This window comes from Terrirubrum flagellatum (genome assembly GCF_022059845.1).
Classification (GTDB): Bacteria; Pseudomonadota; Alphaproteobacteria; order Rhizobiales; family Beijerinckiaceae; genus Terrirubrum; species Terrirubrum flagellatum.
On the sequence record NZ_CP091851.1, the window covers coordinates 1,238,488 to 1,260,522 of the forward strand.

Here is a 22,035-nt window from a genome sequence, read left to right on the forward strand (position 1 = left end):
CGCGATGCGGCGCGTTCCGGCGTCCGCGACGTGTTCTCATCCCGCCATCGCGGCATAGACGCTGGCGTAGCGCCGCGCCGAATTGGCCCACTGAAACGGTCTGGTGATCGCGTAGCGCCGCATCGTGCGGAACGGCGCCTTCGCCTTGAAAGCGTCCATGGCGCGCATCACTGCGCCTGAAAGGCCGTCGCCGCTCAATTGCGAAAACAGAAATCCTGATTTGCCGTCCTCGATCGTGTCGACAAGGCCGCCGGTGCGATAGGCGATCGGCAGCGCGCCGAAGCGCTGGGCGTACATCTGGCTCAGCCCGCAGGGTTCGAAACGCGACGGCATCAGCAGGAAGTCGCTGCCGGCGAACAATCCGCGCGCCTCCTGATCGTCGAAGCCGATGCGAGCGGCGACGCGCCCCTTGTGCTGGCGGGCGAGATCCTGCAGCGCCGATTCAAGCCGCGCTTCGCCGCGGCCGATGGCGACGAGCTGGCCGTCATTTTCAAGGATTGTGCGCGCGGACCCGATCGAGAGATCGATGCCTTTCTGATGAACGAGGCGCGAGATAATCGAGAACAACGGGCCCGATGACGCAGACAGTCCGTAGGCGAGGCGGACCTCGCGGGCGTTCTTTTTCTTCCATTCGCGGAAGATGCGGGCGCCATCCTTTTCGCCCTCGCCCGGCGCGGTCCAGCTTTCATCGATGCCGTTCACGATGCCGGTCAATCGTCCTTCGTTCATGCGTGTGAGCAGAAGGCCTTCAAGGCCGCATCCGTGCTCGGGCGTGGTGATCTCGCGCGAATAGGTCTCGCTGACAGTCGTCAGATGCGACGCATAGAACACGCCCGACTTCAGGAAGGACAATTTGCCGTGAAATTCGGCGCCGTTGATGCCGAACGCATATGAGGGAATTGCGAGGTCCTGAAGGCGGGACGGCTCGAACAGGCCCTGATAGGCTAGATTATGAATGGTCAGCAGCGACGGCGTCCTGATGTTTTTCCAGGCGAGATAGCCGGCAGTCAGGGCTGACGGCCAATCATTGAGATGGACGACGTCCGGTCGCCAGTTGGGGTCGGCCTCGCCGGCGCAGATCTCCGCCGCCGCCAGCGACAGCCGGGCGAAGCGCAGATCATTGTCGGGGAAGTCGCGGCCGGAAAATTCGCCATAGGGCGAACCGAGGCGATCGAAAAGCTCGTCGCAAAGCACGGCATAGATGATCAGCCCATCGGAGGTGTGGAAGCGCCCGAGCGACCAGGGCGGCAGCGCCGCTGTGCGCGGCATCTGCCTCACCACCTCGATATTCTGATGGCGAAGGCGAACCTGTCGGTACGCGGGGATCAGGACCCTCACATCGCACGAGGCGCGCAAAGCTCTCGGCAGAGCGGATGAAACTTCGCCAAGGCCGCCGGCCTTGATGTAGTCGCCCATTTCGGGCGTCACGAAGAGAAGCTTGGTGGGCGCTTTTGAAGGGATTGCAGCGGCTGAATCTGCTTCAAGCGGCGCCTCATACGCCTGCGGCCGGCGACTGTCGGAGGAGCCTGAGGAGATCATGGCAGTCACGCAGCAATCATAGGCGCTTCACCTTAACTCTTCACTATCGCGAGAGTTCCATGTTGCTCTGCGAAACTCAGGCAATTTGCATGCCGCGATCTAAAAAAGAGCCGTCTCATATTCGCCTCGACAGGTTTGAGACAGTCCCCCTCCCGGTTTGACTATTACAAATGACATCGCCCGTGGCTATGTTTCAGATGCGCGAGATCGTGAGCCGGTAAGCGGCAAATGAAGTCTCCCGACGAAATATCGATAATGGATCGTCGCGATGCGCCGCCGCTTACGCCGGATCATCGCCGGACCGCCAGGCTGCCACCGAGCGCGGCGGCAGCGTGAAGACAGCGCTCCCGTTGGACTTTGCTGACACGATTTCACCAGTCGATCGCCAGGCTTCGCGCCAGCGATCATCGTCCGGCGCCCGAAAATCAACCGGTTCGCGGCCCCGATTGAAAGTGATAAGAATTCGCCGCTCCTCTTCGCGGATGAGCATTCCAAACGCATTCGCGCCGCTCCAGTCCGCGTCGCGCATCGCTTCGCCGTCGGCGCGCAGCCAGCGCACATCGGCAGTCCCATCAGCGCCGCCGAAGAAAAATTCATCGGCTGTGATCGCAGGATGCTCGCGCCTGAAGCGTGCGAGCCGGGCGACGAAGGCGATGAGGTCCTGATCCATCGCCGCCCAGTCGAGCCAGAACGCTTCATTGTCCTGGGCGTAGGCGTTGTTGTTGCCGTTCTGCGAGCGGCCGGCCTCGTCGCCGGCCTGGATCATCGGAACGCCGCGCGAGACGAACAGGGTCGCGAGCAACGCGCGCACATCGCGCTTGCGCGCGATGACGATGTCGGTGCGGTCGGTCGTTCCTTCCCAGCCATTGTTCCAGGAATAGTTCTCCGACGAACCGTCGCGATTGGACTCGCCGTTCGCCTCATTATGCTTGTCGCGATGGCTGACGAGATCGGCGAGGGTGAAGCCATCATGAGCGGCGAGATAATTGATGCTCGCGTGCGGCCCGCGCCGTTCGCGCTGGAACAGATCGGCGGAGCCCGCGAGCCGCGTCGCCAGCGCGCCCGTCGCGTCGCGATCTCCCCGCCAGAAGCGCCTGACATCGTCGCGATAGCGGCCGTTCCACTCCCTGAACGGCGGCGGGAAGTCGCCGAGGCGATAGCCGCCGAAACCTAAATCCCAGGGTTCTGCGATGAGGATGCAATCGCGCAGTTCGGGATCCTGCCGGATGGCGGAGAGGAGCGGCGCTTCGGCCGAAAAACCGTCCTCCATCCGCCCCATCACCGTTGCGAGATCGAAACGGAAGCCGGCGACGCCGCAGCGCCGCCAATGTCTCACGGCATCCATCGCCATGCGCAGCGCGGGCGCGCGATCAAGCGCCAGCGTGTTGCCGCAGCCGGTGTCGTTGACTAGCTGGCCGGGATCGTCATGCGCGTGTCTGTAATAGACGGCGTTGTCGAGCCCGCGCAGCGAGATCGTCGCGCCATGTTCGTCGCTCTCGGCGGTGTGATTGAAGACGATGTCGAGGATGATCCCGACGCCGGCCTCGCGATAGCGACGAGCGGCTTCCGCAACCGCCTGCGATCCCAGCGGCGAGAGGCGCGGATCGAGCGCCATGAAGGTGACGGGGTTGTAGCCCCAGGCGTTATGCAGCCCGAGCGCCGGCAGATGGCGTTCGTCCATCCAGGCCGCGATCGGCAGCAGTTCGATATGGGAGACGCCGAGCTTCGCAAGGTGATTGCGAGCCTGCGCGTCGCAGAGAGCCGCGAAGGCGTCCTGCTCGCCCTTGAGCGCGACATCGAGCTTTCGCGTGAAGGATTTCAGCGGCAGTTCGTAGATGAATTGCGGCGCGTTCTCCTTGTGGAGGAACGGCTCTTTGATGATATCGGTCAGCACGCCGCGCGGGACAAAAGGCGCGGTGTCGATTTCGGCCGAAGGCGGCGCCGCGAGTTCCGGCGTCCAGCGATAGGGGCGATCAATCAGGCGCGCATAGGGATCGACAAGAAGTTTTCCGGCGTCGAAGCGATGTCCTTCGCCGGGCTTGTAAGGACCTTCAACGCGCAGCCCGTAGCGCAGTCCGATCTTCGCGCCCGGGATGAAGCCGTGATGGATGTCGCCCGTCCGGCAGGGCAGGGGGAGCCGCGCGATCTCTCGATCGCCCGCTTCGTCGAACAGACACATGAGAACGCGGTCGCCGTTACGGCTGAAGACGGCGATCTCGGCGCCGTCGGCCGTCGGCGTCAGCCCCATCTCGGAGGGAAGGCTGCTGGCGACGATCTCCGGCTTCACGCGCTCCGCCTATTGCTGCGCGTCAGCGTTAAGCGGGATTCCCCAGATGTCCTTTGCGTAGGTCGCGATGGCGCGATCGGCGCTGAACCAGCCGCAATTCGCGGTATTGGCGAGCGACATGCGCCACCATTCCTTCCTGTCGGACCAGAGCGTATCGATGCGTCGCTGCGTCGTGCGATAGGCGTCGAAATCATTCAGCACCATGAACCAGTCGTTCTGCCGCAGCGATTGCACGAGACCGGCGTAGCGGTCGCGATCGCTTGGCGAAAACGCTCCGCCGGCGACGGCGTCGAGGACGCCGGCGAGATGCGCGACCTTCTCCTGGAGATCGTTGATGTCGCGCGGCGCCTGGCGCGCATGCTCCACTTCGGACGCCGTCATGCCGAAAATGAAGATGTTGTCGGCGCCGACATGCTCCTGAATCTCGATATTCGCGCCGTCCAGCGTGCCGATCGTGAGCGCGCCATTGAGCGCGAGCTTCATGTTGCCGGTGCCGGACGCCTCCATGCCGGCTGTCGAGATCTGCTCCGACAGATCGGCCGCAGGCACGATCATCTCGGCGACGCTGACATTGTAGTTCGGCAGGAACACGACTTTCAGCCGGTCCCGCGTCGCCCGGTCATTGTTCACGATCGTCGCGACATCGTTGATCAGATTGATGATCTGCTTCGCCGCGACATAGCTCGACGCCGCCTTGCCGGAGAATATCTTCACGCGCGGCGCCCAGTCGCGATAGGGCTCGGCCCTGATTGAATCATAAAGCGCGATCGTTTCGAGGATGTTCAGGAGCTGGCGCTTGTATTCATGAATGCGCTTGATCTGCACGTCGAACATCGCCTGCGGATCGATCAGGATGCCGAGCTCCTGCTTCACGAAGCGCGCCAGCTTCGCCTTGTTCGCGAGCCGCGCCGCCTGCGCGCGCGACTGAATGTCCGCGTCGGCGATATGCGGCATGAGCCGGTCGAGCTTGCTGACATCGTCGACGACGTCGGCGCCGCAGACGTCGCTCAGCAATTGCGTAAGGCCGGCGTTGGCGTTGAGCAACCAGCGCCGCGGCGTGATGCCGTTCGTCACATTGGTGATGCGGCCGGGGCAAACGGCGTTGAGCGGCGCAAACACGGTCTGCTTCATCAGCGCCGAATGCAGCGCGGAGACGCCATTGACCTTGTGCGAGCCGATGAAGGCGAGATGCGCCATGCGCACACGGCGGCCATGCTGCTCGTCGATGATCGAAATGCGCGACAGATCGGTCGAGGCGCCTTCGGGCGACTTTCGGACGCCATCGAGGAAGCGCGCATTGATGACGAAGATGATCTGCATGTGACGCGGCAGGATGCGCTCCATCAGCGCGACCGGCCATGTCTCCAGCGCTTCCGGCAGCAGCGTATGATTGGTGTAGGAGATGCAGCCCTGCGTGATCTCCCATGCCTTCTCCCATTCGAGCTTGTGCTCGTCGACAAGCAGCCGCATCATTTCCGCGACGGCGAGCGCGGGATGCGTGTCGTTCAACTGGATCGCGACCTTGTCCGGCAGCGTATCGATCGCGCCGAACTGCCTGACATGGCGGCGGACAAGGTCCTGCAGCGAGGCCGAGGTGAAGAAATACTCCTGCCGCAGGCGCAATTCCTGGCCGGCGGGCGTGCTGTCATTGGGATAGAGCACGTTCGAGATTGCTGAAGCGCGGTTGCGCGCCGCCAGCGCGCCGAGATGGTCGCCGCGATTGAAAACATCGAGCTCCATCGGATGCACCGCGCGCGAACGCCATAACCTCAGCGTCGTCGCATCGCGTCCGCGCCAGCCGATGATCGGCGTGTCATAGGCGACGGCGTAGACGATTTCGCTCGGCGTCCACACCGAGCCTGCATCGTTGTGCGCCGACTGCACGGCGCCGCCGAAGCCGATCTGATAGGCGCTTTCGCGGCGCTCGAACTCCCAGGGATTGCGGAAGGATAGCCAGTCTTCGGGATATTCCTGCTGCTGGCCGTTGACGATGCGCTGCGCGAACAGGCCGTGATCATAGCGGATGCCGTAGCCCAGCGCCGGCACGCCGGTGCTCGCCATGCTCTCCATGTAGCAGGCGGCGAGGCGCCCCAGGCCGCCATTGCCGAGCGCGGCGTCCGGCTCGATCACCTCGATCGCATCGAGATCGACGCCGAGTTCACCGAGCGCGCGCCGCATCGCCTCGCCGAGGCTGAGATTGTTGAGCGCGTCGGCGAGGGAGCGGCCGATGAGGAATTCGAGCGAGAGGTAATAGACGCGCTTGCGTCCGGTCTCGTAGCTCTCGCGCGTCGTGCGATGCCAGATGTCGACGATGTGATCGCGCGCCGCAAGGATTCCCGCCGTCAGCCAGTCATGACTCTGCGCGACGGCCGGATTCTTGCCGAGCGAATAGGTCAGCTTGCGGATGATCTCGTTCTTCAGGAACTCGGTCGTTTCCGCGAGGCCGTCGCGCGCCGCCGCGGCCTGTGTCTGCACGTCATTCATCATCCGCGCGCCGCGGTGAGCAGCGTCCTTGCTTCGGCGCAGCAGTGTCCTTGCATTTCAGAATCATGTCCAGAGCGGTTAGAGCATGGCGCGAAAAAGTGGATACCGGTTTTTCGCTCAAGCCATGCTCTAAACTTCTGGAATCGATCACGTTCCCGCACTTTGATTGTTCAATCAAAGTGCGGCGTGATCTGGCAGAGCGCGAATTTCGGTCAGACGGCCTGCGCGATGGGCATGGGAGCGCTGCCGATGCTTGAGCTTTGTGAAACGCTGGTTCATGATTTCACCGGAGCGCGGCGAGCATTGTCGTCGCGTGGGAGGCGTTTTCCCATGTCTTATCTCGCAGCATTGACCTTCTTTCATACGGCGATCAGCCTCGTTGCGATCGTCGTCGGGCTTGTCGTCGTCGGCGGCCTGCTTGGCGCGACGATCCAGCCATACTGGACGACGTTGTTTCTCGTCACGGCGATCGTCACGAGCGCGACAGGCTATTTGTTTCCGGTCAGCGGCCTTTTGCCGTCGCACATCGTCGGCGCGATCGCGCTCGTCATTCTCGCGATCGTGCTCCTTGCGCGCTATTCGTTCCATCTCGCGGGCGCGTGGCGCTGGATCTATGCCGCGGGCATGGTGGCGAGCCTCTACTTTCTCGCCTTTGTCGGGGTGGTGCAGGCGTTTCTGAAGATTCCGGCGCTGCATGCACTGGCGCCGAACGGCAACGAGGCGCCGTTCGCGATCGCGCAGGTCGTGCTGCTGGTTCTCTGCATCGCGGCGGGGATCGCAGCGGCGCGCTCATGGCGGCCGATGGCCGTCTAGAAACACCGCTCTTCATCCAGTCGGTCATTCCGGGGCGCTCCGCAGGAGCAAGCCCGGAATCCAGAAATGGCGCAGGCGGAGAAGCTTTCTGGGTTCCGGGCTCGACGCTCCGCATCGCCCCGGAATGACAATTGAAATGTGAGCGCGCCAATTTCCCGCGTATCCGCACGGCTCAATTCCTTCTCTCCCGCTTTGATCTCTTTTCTTCGCTCTGCCGCCCCTCAAAGGGGGCGCGGGGCGGTTTGGCTCGCGCGACGCTGACGGCTCGCGCGAATAGTGGTGTTGAGGTGTCAGCCCGCCAGATCGACGAGCCTCGCGCCCCGCGCGCGACGTTTGCGCCTTATGGCCTGTCCCTGCGGAGTCGGTCCCTGATTTGCCTCCGCTGATAGCCCGAGGCGTCGGGCCAGGACCAGGTTTTTGGCGCGCAACCTTTGAGCACGAGTCGTAACCGCTGCTCTCTGATCGCCGTCGCTCTGTCCGCCCATCGCCGTTACGGTCCGGAAACGCCCAGCGGCGGAAGACAATCCAATAATAGGAATATATACTAGAAATGTCAAGCGCCGATGCGCGAAATCACCAGCTTCAGCGAGCCCCCAAATTTCGATTGCGCGCGGAGATGGCCGTATTTGCGATCCCACGCGCCGCTGGCGAGATCATTGCGAAGCGTCGTCTCGAAACGCTGCGTCGCCTCGTCGCTGACGAAGCTCCAGGCGGAGCAGGCGAGGCGGGCTGCGGGATTGAGCAGCATCTCGGGCCGGCCATAATAGGCCTCGTTGAAGCCGTCGGCGCAATCGAGCGGGATGGGGACGCTGATGATTTCGATCTCCCCGCCAAGCTCTTCGGCAATCGCGCGCAACGGCGGATAGCGACGCGCCTCGGTCGCGAGCGCTTCGGGCGCATAATCGTTCAACCAGAAACGGCTGACCTCATCGGGCGCGCAACTCATCACCACGACCGGCCCGCGCGTGACGCGGCGCATTTCGTGGAGGCCCGCGCCGAGATCAGGCCATTGATGCACGGTGAAGGTCGCCATGGCGGCGTCAAAGGATTTGTCGGCGAAGGGCAGCTTCTCCGCGACGGCGTCGATGGCGGGCGCGAGATGGGGCGGTCGCTGCGCGCGCATGGAGGCTGACGGCTCGACCGGCGTCACTTCGCGATCAACAGGCTCGTAGGAGCCCGCGCCGGCGCCGACATTGAGCACGGTCCGCGCATCGCCGAGCGCGCGATGGATCACGGCCGCGATGCGCTCATCCGGCTGGCGAAAGCGCGAATAGGTCGCGCCGATCACGCCGTAATTCGCGTCGCCCGCGCTGCCGTCCTCTCGCCTTGCGCTCATGGGTCCATTTGCCTCGTCCTGCATGACGGCCGCGCGACAGCGCGGCTTGCCGTTGTATGTCGTCAGATATAACGCTGGCCCCGATCAGGAAACCAGCGAAAGGACCGGCCATGAAGATCAGCGCGCGCAACAAGCTCAAAGGCAAGGTCGTCGATGTGAAGAAGGGCGCGACGACGGCGCATGTGAAGATCGACGTGAACGGGACGATCGTCACGGCCGCGATCACCAACGAGGCCGTGGACGAATTGAAGCTTCAGATCGGCGGCGAAGCCTACGCCGTGGTGAAGGCGTCCGACGTGATGGTCGCGGTAGAGTCTTGAGATAAGAGCATGGCCTTTGCGGGACGAACGACTTGTTCGCCCGGGGAAAACCGGGCTCCACTTTTTCGGGCCATGCTCTGATGGTGCGACTGAACGAAATCCGCGCAAACGAGGTCGCCGTCGATCTGCCCAAGGCGGATGACGCCGGCCTTATTTTCATCGGGCGGATTTCGACGCCTTGGAGTTCGCGTCTGACCTGCCCGCGACAGGGCAGGGCGGACGGGCCGATCTGCGAAATCACGATTTTCGAGCCCTGGGTCGCCGCGCTCGATGGCGTGGGCGGATATGAGCGGCTTGAGATTCTCTACTGGCTGCATGAATCCCGGCGCGACCTCGTGCGCCAGAGTCCGGCGAATGACGGATCGGTGCGCGGCACGTTCTCGCTGCGCACGCCAGTCAGGCCGAACCCGATCGGCACTTCGATTGCGACTTTGGTTTCAATCGAAGGCGCGGTGCTGAAAGTGCGCGGGCTCGATTGCCTTGATGGCACGCCGTTGCTTGATATCAAGCCGGACCGGACTCTGTTCACGCCGATCGCGCCGCCGCAGGCGGGGGATTTTGAAACGGGGTGAAGCGCCTTACGCCGCCGTTTTCTTCAGCGCGCGCGCGACAATTTCCGGCTCGCGCGCAATGACTTCGAGATAGGCGCGGCTTGGCGCATCGGGCTCGCTGCGGCCCTGCTCCCAGTCGCGCAGCGTGCCGAGTGGAATGCGATAGCGCTCGGCGAATTCTTCCTGTGTGAGTTTCAGACGCCAGCGCAGCGTCTTCGCGAGAGGAACGCGGCGCGCGCGAGCCAATTCCTCCTTGGTGAAGGGGCGGTCTGCGAGTTCGTCCAGATCGCTGCTGTTATCGGGTGTTTTCATAGTAGGCATCGGCTTCGTCTCTTGTGGCAGGCCACGCGGCGATAATGCGAATTCTCTCTCCGCGTTCTGTATAGACGATGGTCAGGATGCGTGACGCGCTTTGTCCGACGACCACATATCGATCCTCGCCGTAGTCGAACCTGTCATCGTAGCGAGTGAAAGCCCAGGGATCATCGAAAGCCTTCTTCGCCTCCTCGAATGATACGCCGTGTTTGGCGAGATTGGCTCGCGCTTTCACGTCGTCCCATTCGAAATCTAGCATGGTTCAATACGGGAATCCAGTAGTTTCGCCGCGTTGATTTTCCCGCGAAGCCAACGGCTGCAGCAATCAACAATTGAGAAGAGCGGCAATTCAAAACGCGCGATCGCGCCGCTGTAGGCGGGGAATTTTCAGGTGGTCGCCGTGCGCCTCGTGACGTCGCGATTTCTCGCGGCATCTCGCTCCCGCGCCGGCTTGTCCGCCGGTTGTCTTTCCGCAGACCATTCGCCACTCTCATCCGTGCCGGAGGCGACGGGCTGAAGTCCGCGTCTGCCGGCGAGGCAAGGGGAGGCTGCGATGAGATTTTCAAAAGGGCTGTGCTGCGCGCTTCTGGCCGCGGCTGCGATGGCGCCCGTCAGCGCAAAGGCGGAGACGATCCTGATTTTCTTCGATTGGGGGAGAACGAACCTGACGCCGCTCGCGGGAAAAATCGTCAAAAGCGCGAGGGGACTCATCGGTCCCTCTTCGACCGTCACGATCACGGGGCATTCCGATGGTTCGGAGCCGGTCGCGCTGTCGGAGAAGCGGGCGGCGGCCGTGCGGGCCGCGCTGATCCGCGCCGGCGCGCCGAAGACCGCGACGCTGACGGCGGTCGCCCGCGGCGCCGAAGCGCCGCTGGTTCAGGCGACCACGCCGGATGGACGCGAGCCGCAGAACCGCCGCGTGCAGATCGATATTCCGTAGTCGATTTTGGCGGGAGCATCGCCGCGCGAGATGCGATTTCGCGCGGCGTCTTTTCCACGTCATTCCAGCGCAACGCGAAGCGTCGTCGCTGGGCTGCACGGAGGGCGAGCGCCCGGGATTTTTTTGGGGGATGTCGCTATGGCTTGTAGGTTTCGCCTCGTGCGATCGCGCTGCCGCGGGTGTGGGTGAGGTGGTTGATGAAACAGCTTTCTATATAACAGCCCCACATCGCGACGGATGAAATTAGTCGAAATGCTGCCGGCCACTACTTCATCAATGAGGTCATCGCGACAAGTGCCGCGGCGACGAAGACGGCGACCGCTGAAACTGGGCCCTTCTCATGCTCCGCAAGCCACTGGATAGATCGAGAGATCGTCTCGCGAACTATCAGGCTTCTGCTTGCAGACACGATAGCAAACATTGGCAATATGTAAGCGAACGAATAAGCTAAGCTAAAAACCAAAGACCAATTGGTAATCGCAGAAGTATATGGAATCGACCAATCCAATCGCAAAAATTTTGCAACATCGGTCGGAAATTGAGTCAAGATAATTTGGATATGGCGTAATAGCGTTGAGAATCCATACCATAGGCTTTCGGCTGTGGTGTAGTTTGAAAGTCGACCAGCTAAGGTTATCCAAAGCATGGCGTGATCAGAGACGAACATTCCAGTCGCTGTTTCATAGGCGATATATTGCACGACCAGAGCTAATCCGAAGCGATCCAGGCCAACTGCCAAAAGCAACGCATATGTGTTCTGAATTCCCAAGATCGAGAAGCAGAACATCGTCAGGACGATGCAAGCCGCTGGTGTAACTGTTGCGAGAAATAAGTCGAGAGCGACGAGGAATGCAAAGCGCTTCGCATCTGCATGTATGGCTCGTAATATCTTCAGCGTGAAAAAGATTGAAATCGATAGAGAGAGTAGTCCGATAACTGAGAAAAACATAAAAGAGAAAAAGAACGCCGCGACTTGAATGAGGCGCTTCGTTTGAACATCGAGGCCATTGGAGTCTATTAGCTGTCTCGCCAAGCCAATTTTTTTCGCTATGACATCTAACTGTTTGGAGCCATCTTCGGAGTCGGAGGCTTTGCACACGCTAACTTGTTCATATGGGCTAGTGTGTCGGTTAAGCGCGCCAAAGTGTTCAAACGCAAGTTTGTACTCAATGCTATATTGGAGGGCAACGAACGAGCGGTACTCCTTCTCAATTTCATTCTTATCCTTTTTCAAAACTCCGCCAAGCGTGGCGACGAAAGCCGCTGCGAGAGCCCAGCCGAAAAGCGCAAGAAACTTTAGTCGATTCCGCTTGAGAAACTCACGCAAGATAGAAACGCTTCCATCTACTTGCCGAGCAATTGCCAAATCTTGAACGAATACCCAATAGTCGATTAACGTTGAACGAGCCCGTTCTAATTCTTGTTTGGTCGCAAGCGCATTCGCAATCGCGAGCGCGATAGTTATAAGCGCCAAGATATTGAGGACGATCACCATATCAATTCCCGCGGTCAAGGACCGCGGGAATTGTATGTCCGTAAGCTTATCAGCTGCACCCCGTCGTGCTTCCACACGTGTCGCACTTCAAACACGTCCCGTTCCGGACCAGCGTGAAGTTCGCGCATTCAGGGCAGGCTTCGCCGACATAGCCCTTCATCTTCGCCTCGGCCCTGCGGTCGGCAACGGAAGGCGTCGCCTGCTTGGCCGGTTCGGCGAAGCCGAGCAGCGCGAGTTGCGCTTCTCCCACAGCCTCTTCCTTCAGCGCGGTCGCGCCTGACACGGCGTAGAGATGCGGCGCCTGACGCTTCGGATCGGATTCGCCGACAACAGGCGAACCGAGATCGGCGCGGGGATGGCCGTCGATCGAGACGAAATTCACCGGGCGTCCGCGCACCAGCCCCTTGGAGACCATGGAGCGCTGCGCTGGCGCCGGCTCGCCATCAGTCTCGTCCTGATCGGTCTTGCCGATCGCGTCGTGACGGAGATCGTCCGGCGAGACATGGGCGAGATCGTTGCGGCCGAGATAGGAGATCGCGAGCTCGCGGAAGACATAGTCGAGGATCGAGGTCGCGTTCTTGATCGTGTCGTTGCCCTGCACGAAGCCGGCCGGCTCGAAGCGAGTGAACACGAACGCGTCGACATACTCCTCAAGCGGCACGCCATATTGCAGGCCGAGCGACACGGAGATGGCGAAGTTGTTGATGAGAGCCCTAAGCGCCGAACCTTCCTTGTTCATGTCGAGGAAGATTTCGCCGAGCCGTCCATCCGCATATTCGCCGGTGCGCAGGAAGATGGTGTGGCCGCCGATCTTCGCCTTCTGGGTATAACCCTTGCGGCGGGACGGCAGCTTCTCCTGCTCGCGCACATTCTTCTCGATCACGCGCTCGACGATCTTCTCGACGATCTTTTCCGCGACAACCGCGGCGCGCTGCGCCGGCGGCTGGGCGAGAAGCGCCTCGACCGCATCATCCGCATCTTCGCCGTCATCCTCGATCAGCGCCGAGTTCAGCGGCTGTGACAGCTTGGAGCCGTCGCGATAGAGCGCGTTGGCTTTCAGCGCGAGCTTCCAGGACAGCATGTAGGCGGACTTGCAGTCCTCGACCGTCGCCTCGTTCGGCATGTTGATGGTCTTGGAGATGGCGCCGGAGATGAAGGGCTGCGCCGCCGCCATCATGCGGATGTGGCTCTCGACCGAGAGATAGCGCTTGCCGATGCGGCCGCAGGGATTGGCGCAGTCGAACACGGGATAATGTTCGAGCTTCAGATGCGGCGCGCCTTCCAGCGTCATCGCGCCGCAGACATGGATGTTCGCGGCTTCGATGTCGGCCTTGGTGAAGCCGAGCGCATTGAGCAGGTCGAACGCGGGATCGCTGACCTTCTCAGGCGCGATCTTCAGCGTGTTGAGGATGAAGTCCTCGCCGACGGTCCATTTGTTGAACACGAACTTGACGTCGAAGGCCGACGGCAGCGCCTTCTCGATCTTGTCGAGCGTGGCGTCGTCGAAGCCCTTGGCGCGCAGCGTCGAATAATTGATCGCCGGCGCCTGCTTCATCGAGCCGTGGCCGACGGCGTAGGCCTCGATCTCGGCGATATGCGCTTCGGAATAGCCCAGCGCGCGCAACGCGTCGGGAACGGCGCGGTTGATGATCTTGAAGTAGCCGCCGCCGGCGAGCTTCTTGAACTTCACCAGCGCGAAGTCGGGCTCGATGCCGGTCGTGTCGCAATCCATGACGAGGCCGATCGTGCCGGTCGGCGCGATGACGGTCGACTGGGCGTTGCGATAGCCATGCTCCTCGCCGAGTGAGAGAGCGCTGTCCCAGGCCGCCTTGGCGCGCGCGATCAGATCGGGCTGCGGGCAGCTCGCATGATCAAGCGGCACCGGATTGACCGACAGCGCCTCATAGCCCGTCGCCTCGCCATGAGCGGCGCGGCGATGGTTGCGGATCACGCGCAGCATGTGCTTCGCGTTCCTGGCGTAGCCGGGGAAGGGGCCGAGCTCTTTCGCCATCTCGGCCGAGGTCGCATAGGCGACGCCGGTCATGACGGCGGTGAGAGCGCCGCAGAGCGCGCGGCCTTCCCTGGAATCGTAGGGCAGGCCCATCGACATGAGCAGGCCGCCGATATTGGCGTAGCCGAGGCCAAGCGTGCGGAACTCGTAGGAGAGTTCGGCGATCGCCTTCGACGGGAACTGCGCCATCAGCACGGAGATTTCGAGCACCACCGTCCAGAAGCGGCAGAGATGCTCATAGGCGGCGACGTCGAACTGGCCGGTCTCGTGATTGAACATCGACAAGAGGTTCGCCGAGGCGAGATTGCAGGCGGTGTCGTCGAGGAACATGTATTCCGAGCAGGGATTGCTCGCGCGGATGTCGCCTGATGACTTGCAGGTGTGCCAGTCATTCATCGTGGTGTTGAAGTGCAGGCCGGGATCGGCGGACGCCCAAGCGGCGTAGCCGATCTTCTCCCAGAGATCGCGCGCCTTGAGAGTCTTGGTGACCTTCTTCGTGGTGCGGCCGATCAGCTTCCAGTCGCCATCGGTCTCGACGGCGCGCAGGAAGTCGTCTTTCAGCGAGACCGAGTTGTTCGAGTTCTGGCCGGAGACGGTAAGATAGGCTTCCGAATCCCAGTCGGTGTCATAGGTGTCGAACTGGATGTCGGTGTAGCCTTGGCGAGCGAACTGGATGACGCGCTTGATGTAGTTGTCAGGCACCATCGCGCGGCGCGCGAGCTTGATCTCTTTCTTGAGGACGGGGTTCTTCTCGGGATCGAAACAGGAGTCGCCGTCGCCCTGGCAGTTCACGCAGGCGCGCATGACGGCCTTCATGTGCTTCTGCACGACCCTGGAGCCGGTGACGAGCGCCGCGACCTTCTGCTCCTCGCGCACCTTCCAGTCGATATAGGTCTCGATGTCAGGGTGATCGGCGTCGACGACGACCATCTTCGCAGCTCTACGCGTGGTGCCGCCCGACTTGATCGCGCCGGCCGCGCGGTCGCCGATCTTGAGGAAGCTCATCAGGCCGGACGAGCGGCCGCCGCCGGACAGCTTCTCGCCTTCGCCGCGCAGGCGCGAGAAGTTCGAGCCGGTGCCGGAGCCATATTTGAACAGGCGCGCCTCGCGGACCCAGAGGTCCATGATGCCGCCTTCATTGACGAGATCGTCCTCGACGCCCTGGATGAAGCAGGCGTGCGGCTGCGGATGTTCGTAGGACGATTTCGACTTCGTCAGCTTGCCTGACTTGTAGTCGACATAGAAATGGCCCTGGCCCGGCCCGTCGACGCCGTAAGCCCAGTGCAGGCCGGTGTTGAACCATTGCGGCGAGTTCGGCGCCACCATCTGCATGGCGAGCATGTAGCGCAGCTCGTCATGGAACGCCGACGCATCTTCGTCGGACGAGAAATAGCCGCCCTTCCAGCCCCAATAGGTCCAGCAGCCGGCGAGACGGTCGAACACGTCGGTCGAATTCTTCTCGGAGCCGAGACGCTCCTTCTCGGGCACATCGGCGAGCGCGGCGTCGTCGGCGACCGAACGCCAGAGGAAGGAGGGGACGTCGTTCTCCTCGACCTTCTTCAGGCGCGCGGGCACGCCGGCCTTGCGGAAATACTTCTGGGCGAGAACGTCGACCGCGACCTGGCTCCAGCCTTCCGGCGCGCGGATGCCTTCGAGGCGGAACACCACCGAACCATCGGGATTGCGGATTTCACTGACAGCGTCCCGGAAGGCGATGCCTGCGTAGGGCGACTGACCGGCCTTGGTGTAACGACGTTCAAATTTCATAATCTGACCCCTAAATCCTTCGGGACTTAACGTCCCCACCGAGCCTCGCGTTGCCTCCGGGCCCGATATTGTCGCCTGATCCTGTGACGCCGCACGGTGGTTGATCCGCCGCTTTTTTACCGCGTCGGGGCGCCCGGCCGTCTCGCAAAGGGGTCGCGAAATCGCACCGCGCACCGGCTCATGCCAATGCGACGCACAGCGCTTGCAAACCCGTTCTGGAGACTGTCGGCGGCTCCTCTGAACCGCCCGGGCCGTGCGCCGCACGACGTTCGGAAACCCTAGTCGTGCGTCCCGTTAGCCGTCAAGAGATAGTGTCTGCTTGACAGGATTTCCACTACATCTAGTAGCGGGCTGTGAAAAACGGGGATGATATGACAGCCCGGACTAAGCGCCGGAAAGAGTTCAGGGAATCACCCGATTCCTCATGTCTCAAATGAACTCTAATCTCTTAACGAAGCGGTAACCATCCCTGCAATCCGCGCAAGACTGACGTGAGGGCACGCCGCTTCCCGGTTGCAACGGCGCCGAAGGGTGCAACGCACACATGGACCGGGCCGCCAAAGCAGCGTTCCAACGCCGCCGAAACTACGTGCGAATCCGTATGAGTCTCCGAACGCGCTGTCGTCGAACTGTCGCATTCCGGCATCACATCCCCAGCTTTCTTTCGAGACTGCTCCGCGAAATAACTCCGCGCGGGCGCCCTGGATGTTTTGGCCGGGACGGGAATCTTTCCTCCGCATTCCGCTGAAGCGGCGCGCTGCGCGAGCAGCTGCTTGGGCGCAAAGAACTCAGTTCAGCTTGCATAGCGGTCCGCTGCGCTGGTTGACCGCGGGTTAACCAGTGGCCGGCAATCTAGCTTGGATTTTCGGTAGTTTTTGAGATCCGCCTTGCACAAAATGGGCATTGTGCTGCGATACTTCGCTGATGGACTGATCATGGCGGCGGTCGCCTGCGTCAGTCTCTACGGCGCCGCGCGGCTTGCTTTCGAGCCGCGCGATGCTTCCGCCGGAGTCGCTGTCCTGTTCGCGCCGTGGACCAGCGCTAACGACGCGCTGGCGCGCTCGGTTATGGCGGGGGCCAGTTTCGTCCGCTTCGGCGGTTATCCCTTCATCGTGATCGTAACGCCCGACGACGCCGGTTATCTCTCCCGCGCGCGCGCCGCCGGCGCAATCTTCATCGCGGACCCGCAGGCTCTCGCCGCCTGTCTTCCCAAATGGCTCAGCCGAGATTCTGTTGATGACCAATCTTGATGATTTCCAGACCGTTATCGCGAAGGCGCTTTGCGCGCTGGCGCTCCTGCATGTGCCGATCCTGGCTGGCATCGCCTACGCGCTTGGAAAGGATGTGGCGATCGCAACGCCGATCACTTGTGTTCTCGCAGCCATGCCGGCGATGTTTCTGCTGATGCGCCGGCCTATCCTGATTGTCAGCATCGCGCTCGCCATAACGCTGGTCGGCCAGACCTCCATCCTTGTGTACGTCTTCACCGGCCATCCCTGGCAGGTCGAGATGCATTTCTACTACTTCGCGATTCTGGCCATGCTGTCCGGATTCTGCGACTGGAGGGTGCTCATTCTCGCAGCGGGTCTGATTGCGACGCATCATCTCAGTCTCGACGCTGTCTTTCCCGACGCCGTCTATCCCGGCGGCAGCGACTTCGCCCGCGTCGCGGTCCACGCCGTCATGGTCGTCATTGAAACAGCCATGCTTATCATCATTGGCCATGCGATCCGAACGGCGTTTGCTCAGGCGCAGCAGGCCCGCCGCGTCGCCGAAGCGACGACGGCGACGCTTGAAACCGTGGGAAGCAAGCGCGAGGAGGAGTTGGCCGCGACGATCACGCGCGCTGAACTGCTGAGCGGCACGCTTGAAAAGTTCAAGAAGCAAGTGATGGGTAATCTCGACGTCCTGCACAATGCGGCGACGGAGCTCGAGACAAGCGCCAGCCAGCTCAGCGACGCAGCGACGCAGGCCACGAATCAATCCGCGCAGGCGTCGGCCGCTTCCGAGGAGACGAGCGGCAAGGTTGGCCTTGTCGCCACTGTCGGCCGAGAATTCGCCGCCACGATTGCTGAAATTGGCAGGAACGCCGCGCAATCCTCGGACCTCGCCGGCGAGGCGGTGGATCAAGCCGAGAGCACCACGACAGCAATCGACGAGATGGCGACGGCTTCAGCGGAAATCGGAAAAGTGACCGAGATGATCGCTGCGATCGCCGCGCAGACCAATCTTCTGGCGTTGAATGCGACGATCGAAGCCGCGCGCGCTGGCGAACAAGGGCGTGGATTCGCGATCGTCGCCCAGGAGGTCAAGGCGCTTGCCGCGAAGACGGCCAGCGCGACGAGTGACATCGCGGCGCGCATCGTTCTGATACAAACGTCGACAGGACGCTCCGTGTCAGCGATCCAGTCGATTTCGCAAACGATCCGCAGCCTGAACGCCCTTGCGGTGCAGATCGCCGCATCGGTCGAGGAGCAATCGATGGCGGCTCGGGAAATCGCCGGGACCGTCGACGCCGCGGCGTTGAGCATCGGAGATATTGCCGGAGCGATCACAGGGATCGAAGCTGTCGCGGACGACACCGCCAAGGCGGCGCTGAAACTTGGCGATGCGGCGGTCGAGATCGCAGCGCAATCCGCGTCGATCCGTCGACAGGTGACCGACTTCACAACAGACGCCATAGCGGCCTAGGCGCTATCGCACTCGCTACGTGTTGATGAGGACGCCGTCGGGATCGAGCGTCAGCGCGCCGGTTCAGTTCGCGGCTTCGCCGACGGGGGCGATCGGGCCGCTTTCCTGACATGCGGGTTGGCCGCGCGGCGGCGAGCGACTATAAGCGCCCTCCCTGCGTCTCGTTCCTGCGCCGGGCCCTTTCCACGCATGCCAGATGTCAAACGCGATGCAGGCGGCTGTCTCCATTTCCAATCTGTCAAAGACCTATGCGTCCGGCTTCCAGGCGCTGAAGTCGATCAATCTCGAAATCAGACGCGGGGAAATCTTCGCGCTGCTCGGCCCGAACGGCGCCGGCAAGACGACGCTGATCGGAATCATCTGCGGCCTCGTGCGCGCCAGTGAAGGCAAGGTCACGGCCGGCGGCCATGACATCGTAGCGGGCTATCGCAAGGCGCGCGCGCTCATCGGGCTCGTGCCGCAGGAACTCGCGACCGACACGTTCGAGACGGTGTGGGCGACAGTGAGCTTCAGCCGCGGACTGTTCGGCAAGCCCGCCAATCCGGCGCTGGTCGAGAAAATCCTGCGCGATCTCTCTTTGTGGGAGAAGAAGGACAACAAGATTCTCACGCTGTCGGGCGGCATGAAAAGGCGCGTGCTGATCGCCAAGGCGCTGGCGCATGAGCCGCAGATATTGTTCCTCGACGAGCCGACCGCGGGCGTCGATGTCGAACTCCGGCGCGACATGTGGGAGATCGTGCGGGGCTTGAAAGCCGCCGGCGTCACCATCGTGCTCACCACGCATTATATCGAAGAGGCCGAGCAGATGGCCGACCGGGTCGGCGTCATCAACAAGGGCGAACTGATCCTGGTCGAGGACAAGGCGGCGCTGATGCGCAAGCTCGGCAAGAAGCGGCTGACGCTCGACTTGCAGGAGAAGCTCGACGCGGTCCCTTCCTCGCTCGCCGTTCCCGAACTGGAGCTTGTGCGAGAGGGCAGGGCGCTCGTCTACAGCTACGATACCCAGGCCGAGCGAACGGGCATCGCGACGCTGCTCGCCAATCTCTCGGCGGCGGGCGTGCGGGTGAAGGATGTGCGCACCGAGCAGAGCTCGCTCGAGGACATTTTCGTCAGCCTGGTGAGCGCGGAGCCGGCGAACAAGGCAGGAGAGTCGGCATGAACTGGCATGCGGTCGGAGCGATCTATGGCTTCGAGATGGCGCGCACGCGCCGCACGCTGCTGCAAAGCATCGTTTCGCCTGTTCTTTCGACGGCGCTCTATTTCGTCGTCTTCGGCTCGGCGATCGGCTCGCGCATCGCGACCGTCGACGGCGTGCAATATGGCGCGTTCATCGTGCCCGGCCTGATCATGCTGTCGCTTTTGACGCAGAGCATCGCGAACGCCTCTTTCGCCATCTATTTCCCGCGCTTCACCGGCACGATCTTCGAGCTTCTCTCCGCGCCGGTGTCGCCGCTCGAAGCGGTGCTCGCCTATGTCGGCGCCGCCGCGACGAAATCGGTGATTCTTGGCCTCATCATTCTCGCGACGTCGGCGCTGTTCGTGCCTCTTGAGATCGCGCATCCCGTCTGGATGCTTTCGTTTCTCATCCTGACCTCGATCACCTTCAGCCTGTTCGGCTTCATCATCGGCGTCTGGGCTGATGGATTCGAGAAGCTGCAGCTCATCCCGCTGCTGATCGTCACGCCGCTGACATTCCTTGGCGGCAGCTTCTATTCCATCGACATGTTGCCGCCGGTCTGGCGCGCGATCTCGCTGTTCAATCCCGTTGTCTATCTCATCAGCGGCTTTCGCTGGAGCTTCTACGGCAAGGCCGACGTCAATATCGAGCTCAGCGTCGCGGCGACCATCAGCTTCCTTGTCGTCTGCCTCGCCATCGTCGCCTGGATGTTCAAGACGGGATACCGGCTGAAGAACTGAAGGCCGTCATCCCGGGCGCGCTGCAACGCGAAGCGGTGCGGCGCAGACCCGGGGTCTTTTGCAATAAAAGGCTCGCCTCAGAACGATCCCGGATCAGCAGCGCACCGTCATAGGTCGCCTCCGGCGACCGTCTTCGACGCTGACGCATTCGCGTCAGCTATGGCGCTGCGCCGCATCCGGGATGACGCTTCGCGTCAATCTCCAAATGTGACCCCCGGCGCGAGGCGGTTGAGCGTCACGCCCGGCAGAGCATCGCGCGGCACGGCGAAAGCGAAGATATAATTCGGCAAACCCGTCGCCTGCGTCGTGAAATCGTTGTCGTTGCAGGCGAGCAGCAGGAAATCGCCGTTCGGCAGATCGGGACCGAAGGCGTAGCCCTCCATCTTGTCCGGCAGCCCTTCCTTCGTGACGAAGACGCCGAGGCCCTTCTCCTGCGCCTCGACCAGCATGGAGCCGACATCCGCGAACAGGGTCTTCTTCAGCGCGGTGACGCCTTCGGGCGCGCCCTCCATCGGCAGCGCCTTGCCCTCGCGGCCGGAATAGGGCGTCGTCGCGAGATCGGTCGGCGCCTGCGCCTGATTGAAGTCGATGAGAAAAAGCAGCTTCGACCCCTTGGCGCCGGCCTTGCCGTCGCGCTCGTCGACGAGGAAACGGTGATCATCGACCGCGAGGATTTCGCTGATCGAATGCTGCTGGTCCTTCAGCGGATAGAGATATTGGCGCGGCGGCTTGTCCTGCGCCTGGAGATCATAAACGAGAAGACGCGTGTGCAGCGCCTTCGCGCCGCCATCCTGCACCAGGGCGCCCTGCATGGCGACGACGAGCCAGCGGCCGTCAGGCGTCAGCGCCAGCCCTTCTGCGCCGCGATTGGTGACGCGGCCCCATTTTGCGCCCGCCATCTCGCCCTTCAGGTTCGGACCGGGCTGGGCGATCAGAAATCCGTCGGGCGGCGTCAGGGCGCCGATCTGGCGGCCTGACTTGTCGAAATGCAGGATGTGCGGACCATATTCGTCCGAGACCCAGAGCGAGCCGTCAGGCGCGACGCGCACGCCTTCGGGATCGAGCCGGCGATTGCCGCCCTCGGCGGCGAAGGCGGTGGAAAGCCCGACATACTGGTCGCCCTTGGCGGTCTTCAACAGCGTCGTTCCCAGATGCTTCGCCTCGACAGAAAAGCCGGTGGGCTTGTCCGCGTTCGGCTTCACCGTGATGTCGAAGGTCTGGAAGCGATTGGCGTAGGAGGTCGTATTGTCGACGGCTTCGCCGCCCTTGTATTCGACCTTGTTCGGGCCGCGGTCGGGCATCAGCACGAAGCGGTTGCCGAAGCCGGCATAGGCCATGGCGGAGCCAAAGCCGTTGAGCCCATTCTGCGGCGAGACGCCGTCCTCGAGCAAAGTGGAGGGCAGGCCCGATTTGTCGACTCCGGTTCCGTCGATCACGGCCGCGCCGATGAAGCGGACGCCGTCCGCAAGCGCGATGGAGGAAGCAGCTGCACAGGCGATCAGCATCGCCGCAACAGATCGAACGCGCATTTTCGCTCACTCTCTTGTCCGGAGATCCGCGACTATGATC

At 62.2% G+C, this 22,035-nt stretch carries 17 protein-coding genes; 8 read left to right on the forward strand and 9 right to left on the reverse strand.

Annotation, left to right across the window (positions count from 1 at the left end; genetic code table 11):
- Positions 1-36: 36 nt before the first annotated feature.
- From glgA to L8F45_RS06095, 3 genes are all read right to left on the reverse strand, one after another.
- On the reverse strand, positions 37-1,539 hold the full coding sequence (glgA, locus tag L8F45_RS06085; protein WP_342363376.1) for a glycogen synthase GlgA: 1,503 nt from the start codon (positions 1,537-1,539) through the stop codon (positions 37-39).
- A 280-nt stretch (positions 1,540-1,819) separates the two neighbouring features.
- On the reverse strand, positions 1,820-3,826 hold the full coding sequence (gene glgX / locus L8F45_RS06090; RefSeq protein WP_342361990.1) for a glycogen debranching protein GlgX: 2,007 nt from the start codon (positions 3,824-3,826) through the stop codon (positions 1,820-1,822).
- Between the two features lie 9 nt (positions 3,827-3,835).
- Positions 3,836-6,310, reverse strand: a complete 2,475-nt coding sequence (locus L8F45_RS06095; RefSeq protein WP_425330012.1) for a glycogen/starch/alpha-glucan phosphorylase — start codon at positions 6,308-6,310, stop codon at positions 3,836-3,838.
- A 330-nt stretch (positions 6,311-6,640) separates the two neighbouring features.
- Here L8F45_RS06095 and L8F45_RS06100 point away from each other — a divergent pair, with 330 nt between their 5' ends.
- Positions 6,641-7,123 carry a hypothetical protein gene (locus L8F45_RS06100; protein ID WP_342361992.1) on the forward strand — a complete coding sequence of 161 codons (483 nt, stop codon included), beginning with the start codon at positions 6,641-6,643 and terminating at the stop codon, positions 7,121-7,123.
- A gap of 553 nt (positions 7,124-7,676) precedes the next feature.
- On the opposite strand, the gene L8F45_RS06105 is transcribed toward L8F45_RS06100, so the two are convergent.
- A complete protein-coding gene (locus L8F45_RS06105; protein ID WP_342361993.1) occupies positions 7,677-8,459 on the reverse strand; it encodes a class I SAM-dependent methyltransferase in 783 nt (260 codons plus the stop codon).
- A gap of 110 nt (positions 8,460-8,569) precedes the next feature.
- Between L8F45_RS06105 and L8F45_RS06110 the strand changes: the two genes are divergently transcribed.
- Both L8F45_RS06110 and tsaA read left to right on the forward strand, forming a co-directional pair.
- Positions 8,570-8,779 (forward strand): TOBE domain-containing protein, encoded by a 210-nt coding sequence (locus L8F45_RS06110; protein WP_342361994.1) that lies wholly within the window; start codon positions 8,570-8,572, stop codon positions 8,777-8,779.
- A gap of 80 nt (positions 8,780-8,859) precedes the next feature.
- Entirely contained in the window at positions 8,860-9,351 is a 492-nt protein-coding gene (gene tsaA / locus L8F45_RS06115; RefSeq protein WP_342361995.1) for a tRNA (N6-threonylcarbamoyladenosine(37)-N6)-methyltransferase TrmO, read from the forward strand.
- 6 nt (positions 9,352-9,357) lie between these two features.
- On the opposite strand, the gene L8F45_RS06120 is transcribed toward tsaA, so the two are convergent.
- Positions 9,358-9,642: a helix-turn-helix domain-containing protein gene (locus L8F45_RS06120; protein WP_342361996.1), complete on the reverse strand. Its 285-nt coding sequence runs from the start codon at positions 9,640-9,642 to the stop codon at positions 9,358-9,360.
- Positions 9,626-9,904, reverse strand: a complete 279-nt coding sequence (locus L8F45_RS06125) for a BrnT family toxin (RefSeq protein ID WP_342361997.1) — start codon at positions 9,902-9,904, stop codon at positions 9,626-9,628. The genes L8F45_RS06120 and L8F45_RS06125 overlap by 17 nt, the downstream gene beginning before the upstream one ends.
- Before the next feature lie 294 nt (positions 9,905-10,198).
- Between L8F45_RS06125 and L8F45_RS06130 the strand changes: the two genes are divergently transcribed.
- Entirely contained in the window at positions 10,199-10,585 is a 387-nt protein-coding gene (locus L8F45_RS06130; RefSeq protein ID WP_342361998.1) for an OmpA family protein, read from the forward strand.
- Positions 10,586-10,850: 265 nt separating this feature from the next.
- Here L8F45_RS06130 and L8F45_RS06135 read toward each other — a convergent pair whose 3' ends face one another.
- Positions 10,851-12,080, reverse strand: a complete 1,230-nt coding sequence (locus L8F45_RS06135) for a hypothetical protein (protein WP_342361999.1) — start codon at positions 12,078-12,080, stop codon at positions 10,851-10,853.
- Between the two features lie 49 nt (positions 12,081-12,129).
- Positions 12,130-15,858, reverse strand: coding sequence for a vitamin B12-dependent ribonucleotide reductase (locus tag L8F45_RS06140; RefSeq protein ID WP_342362000.1), 3,729 nt, complete (start codon positions 15,856-15,858; stop codon positions 12,130-12,132).
- A gap of 887 nt (positions 15,859-16,745) precedes the next feature.
- Between L8F45_RS06140 and L8F45_RS06145 the strand changes: the two genes are divergently transcribed.
- The 4 genes from L8F45_RS06145 (at position 16,746) to L8F45_RS06160 (ending at position 20,466) form a co-directional block, all read left to right on the forward strand.
- Positions 16,746-17,108, forward strand: a complete 363-nt coding sequence (locus L8F45_RS06145; protein ID WP_342362001.1) for a hypothetical protein — start codon at positions 16,746-16,748, stop codon at positions 17,106-17,108.
- Positions 17,095-18,549 (forward strand): methyl-accepting chemotaxis protein, encoded by a 1,455-nt coding sequence (locus tag L8F45_RS06150; RefSeq protein WP_342362002.1) that lies wholly within the window; start codon positions 17,095-17,097, stop codon positions 18,547-18,549. Before L8F45_RS06145 ends, L8F45_RS06150 begins: the two co-directional genes overlap by 14 nt.
- A 208-nt stretch (positions 18,550-18,757) precedes the next feature.
- Positions 18,758-19,708, forward strand: coding sequence for an ATP-binding cassette domain-containing protein (locus L8F45_RS06155; protein WP_342363377.1), 951 nt, complete (start codon positions 18,758-18,760; stop codon positions 19,706-19,708).
- Entirely contained in the window at positions 19,705-20,466 is a 762-nt protein-coding gene (locus tag L8F45_RS06160; RefSeq protein ID WP_342362003.1) for an ABC transporter permease, read from the forward strand. The genes L8F45_RS06155 and L8F45_RS06160 overlap by 4 nt, the downstream gene beginning before the upstream one ends.
- A gap of 194 nt (positions 20,467-20,660) precedes the next feature.
- Here L8F45_RS06160 and L8F45_RS06165 read toward each other — a convergent pair whose 3' ends face one another.
- A complete protein-coding gene (locus L8F45_RS06165; protein ID WP_342362004.1) occupies positions 20,661-21,995 on the reverse strand; it encodes an esterase-like activity of phytase family protein in 1,335 nt (444 codons plus the stop codon).
- Between the last annotated feature and the right edge of the window lie 40 nt (positions 21,996-22,035).

Bases quoted from the DNA above. Each gene is read 5' to 3' on its own strand.
- glgA (WP_342363376.1), bottom strand. From the start codon at position 1,539: ATGATCTCCTCAGGCTCCTCCGACAGTCGCCGGCCGCAGGCGTATGAG.
- L8F45_RS06095 (WP_425330012.1), bottom strand. From the start codon at position 6,310: ATGAATGACGTGCAGACACAGGCCGCGGCGGCGCGCGACGGCCTCGCG.
- L8F45_RS06100 (WP_342361992.1), top strand. From the start codon at position 6,641: ATGTCTTATCTCGCAGCATTGACCTTCTTTCATACGGCGATCAGCCTC.
- L8F45_RS06105 (WP_342361993.1), bottom strand. From the start codon at position 8,459: ATGAGCGCAAGGCGAGAGGACGGCAGCGCGGGCGACGCGAATTACGGC.
- L8F45_RS06110 (WP_342361994.1), top strand. From the start codon at position 8,570: ATGAAGATCAGCGCGCGCAACAAGCTCAAAGGCAAGGTCGTCGATGTG.
- tsaA (WP_342361995.1), top strand. From the start codon at position 8,860: ATGGTGCGACTGAACGAAATCCGCGCAAACGAGGTCGCCGTCGATCTG.
- L8F45_RS06120 (WP_342361996.1), bottom strand. From the start codon at position 9,642: ATGAAAACACCCGATAACAGCAGCGATCTGGACGAACTCGCAGACCGC.
- L8F45_RS06125 (WP_342361997.1), bottom strand. From the start codon at position 9,904: ATGCTAGATTTCGAATGGGACGACGTGAAAGCGCGAGCCAATCTCGCC.
- L8F45_RS06130 (WP_342361998.1), top strand. From the start codon at position 10,199: ATGAGATTTTCAAAAGGGCTGTGCTGCGCGCTTCTGGCCGCGGCTGCG.
- L8F45_RS06135 (WP_342361999.1), bottom strand. From the start codon at position 12,080: ATGGTGATCGTCCTCAATATCTTGGCGCTTATAACTATCGCGCTCGCG.
- L8F45_RS06140 (WP_342362000.1), bottom strand. From the start codon at position 15,858: ATGAAATTTGAACGTCGTTACACCAAGGCCGGTCAGTCGCCCTACGCA.
- L8F45_RS06150 (WP_342362002.1), top strand. From the start codon at position 17,095: ATGACCAATCTTGATGATTTCCAGACCGTTATCGCGAAGGCGCTTTGC.
- L8F45_RS06155 (WP_342363377.1), top strand. From the start codon at position 18,758: ATGCAGGCGGCTGTCTCCATTTCCAATCTGTCAAAGACCTATGCGTCC.
- L8F45_RS06160 (WP_342362003.1), top strand. From the start codon at position 19,705: ATGAACTGGCATGCGGTCGGAGCGATCTATGGCTTCGAGATGGCGCGC.
- L8F45_RS06165 (WP_342362004.1), bottom strand. From the start codon at position 21,995: ATGCGCGTTCGATCTGTTGCGGCGATGCTGATCGCCTGTGCAGCTGCT.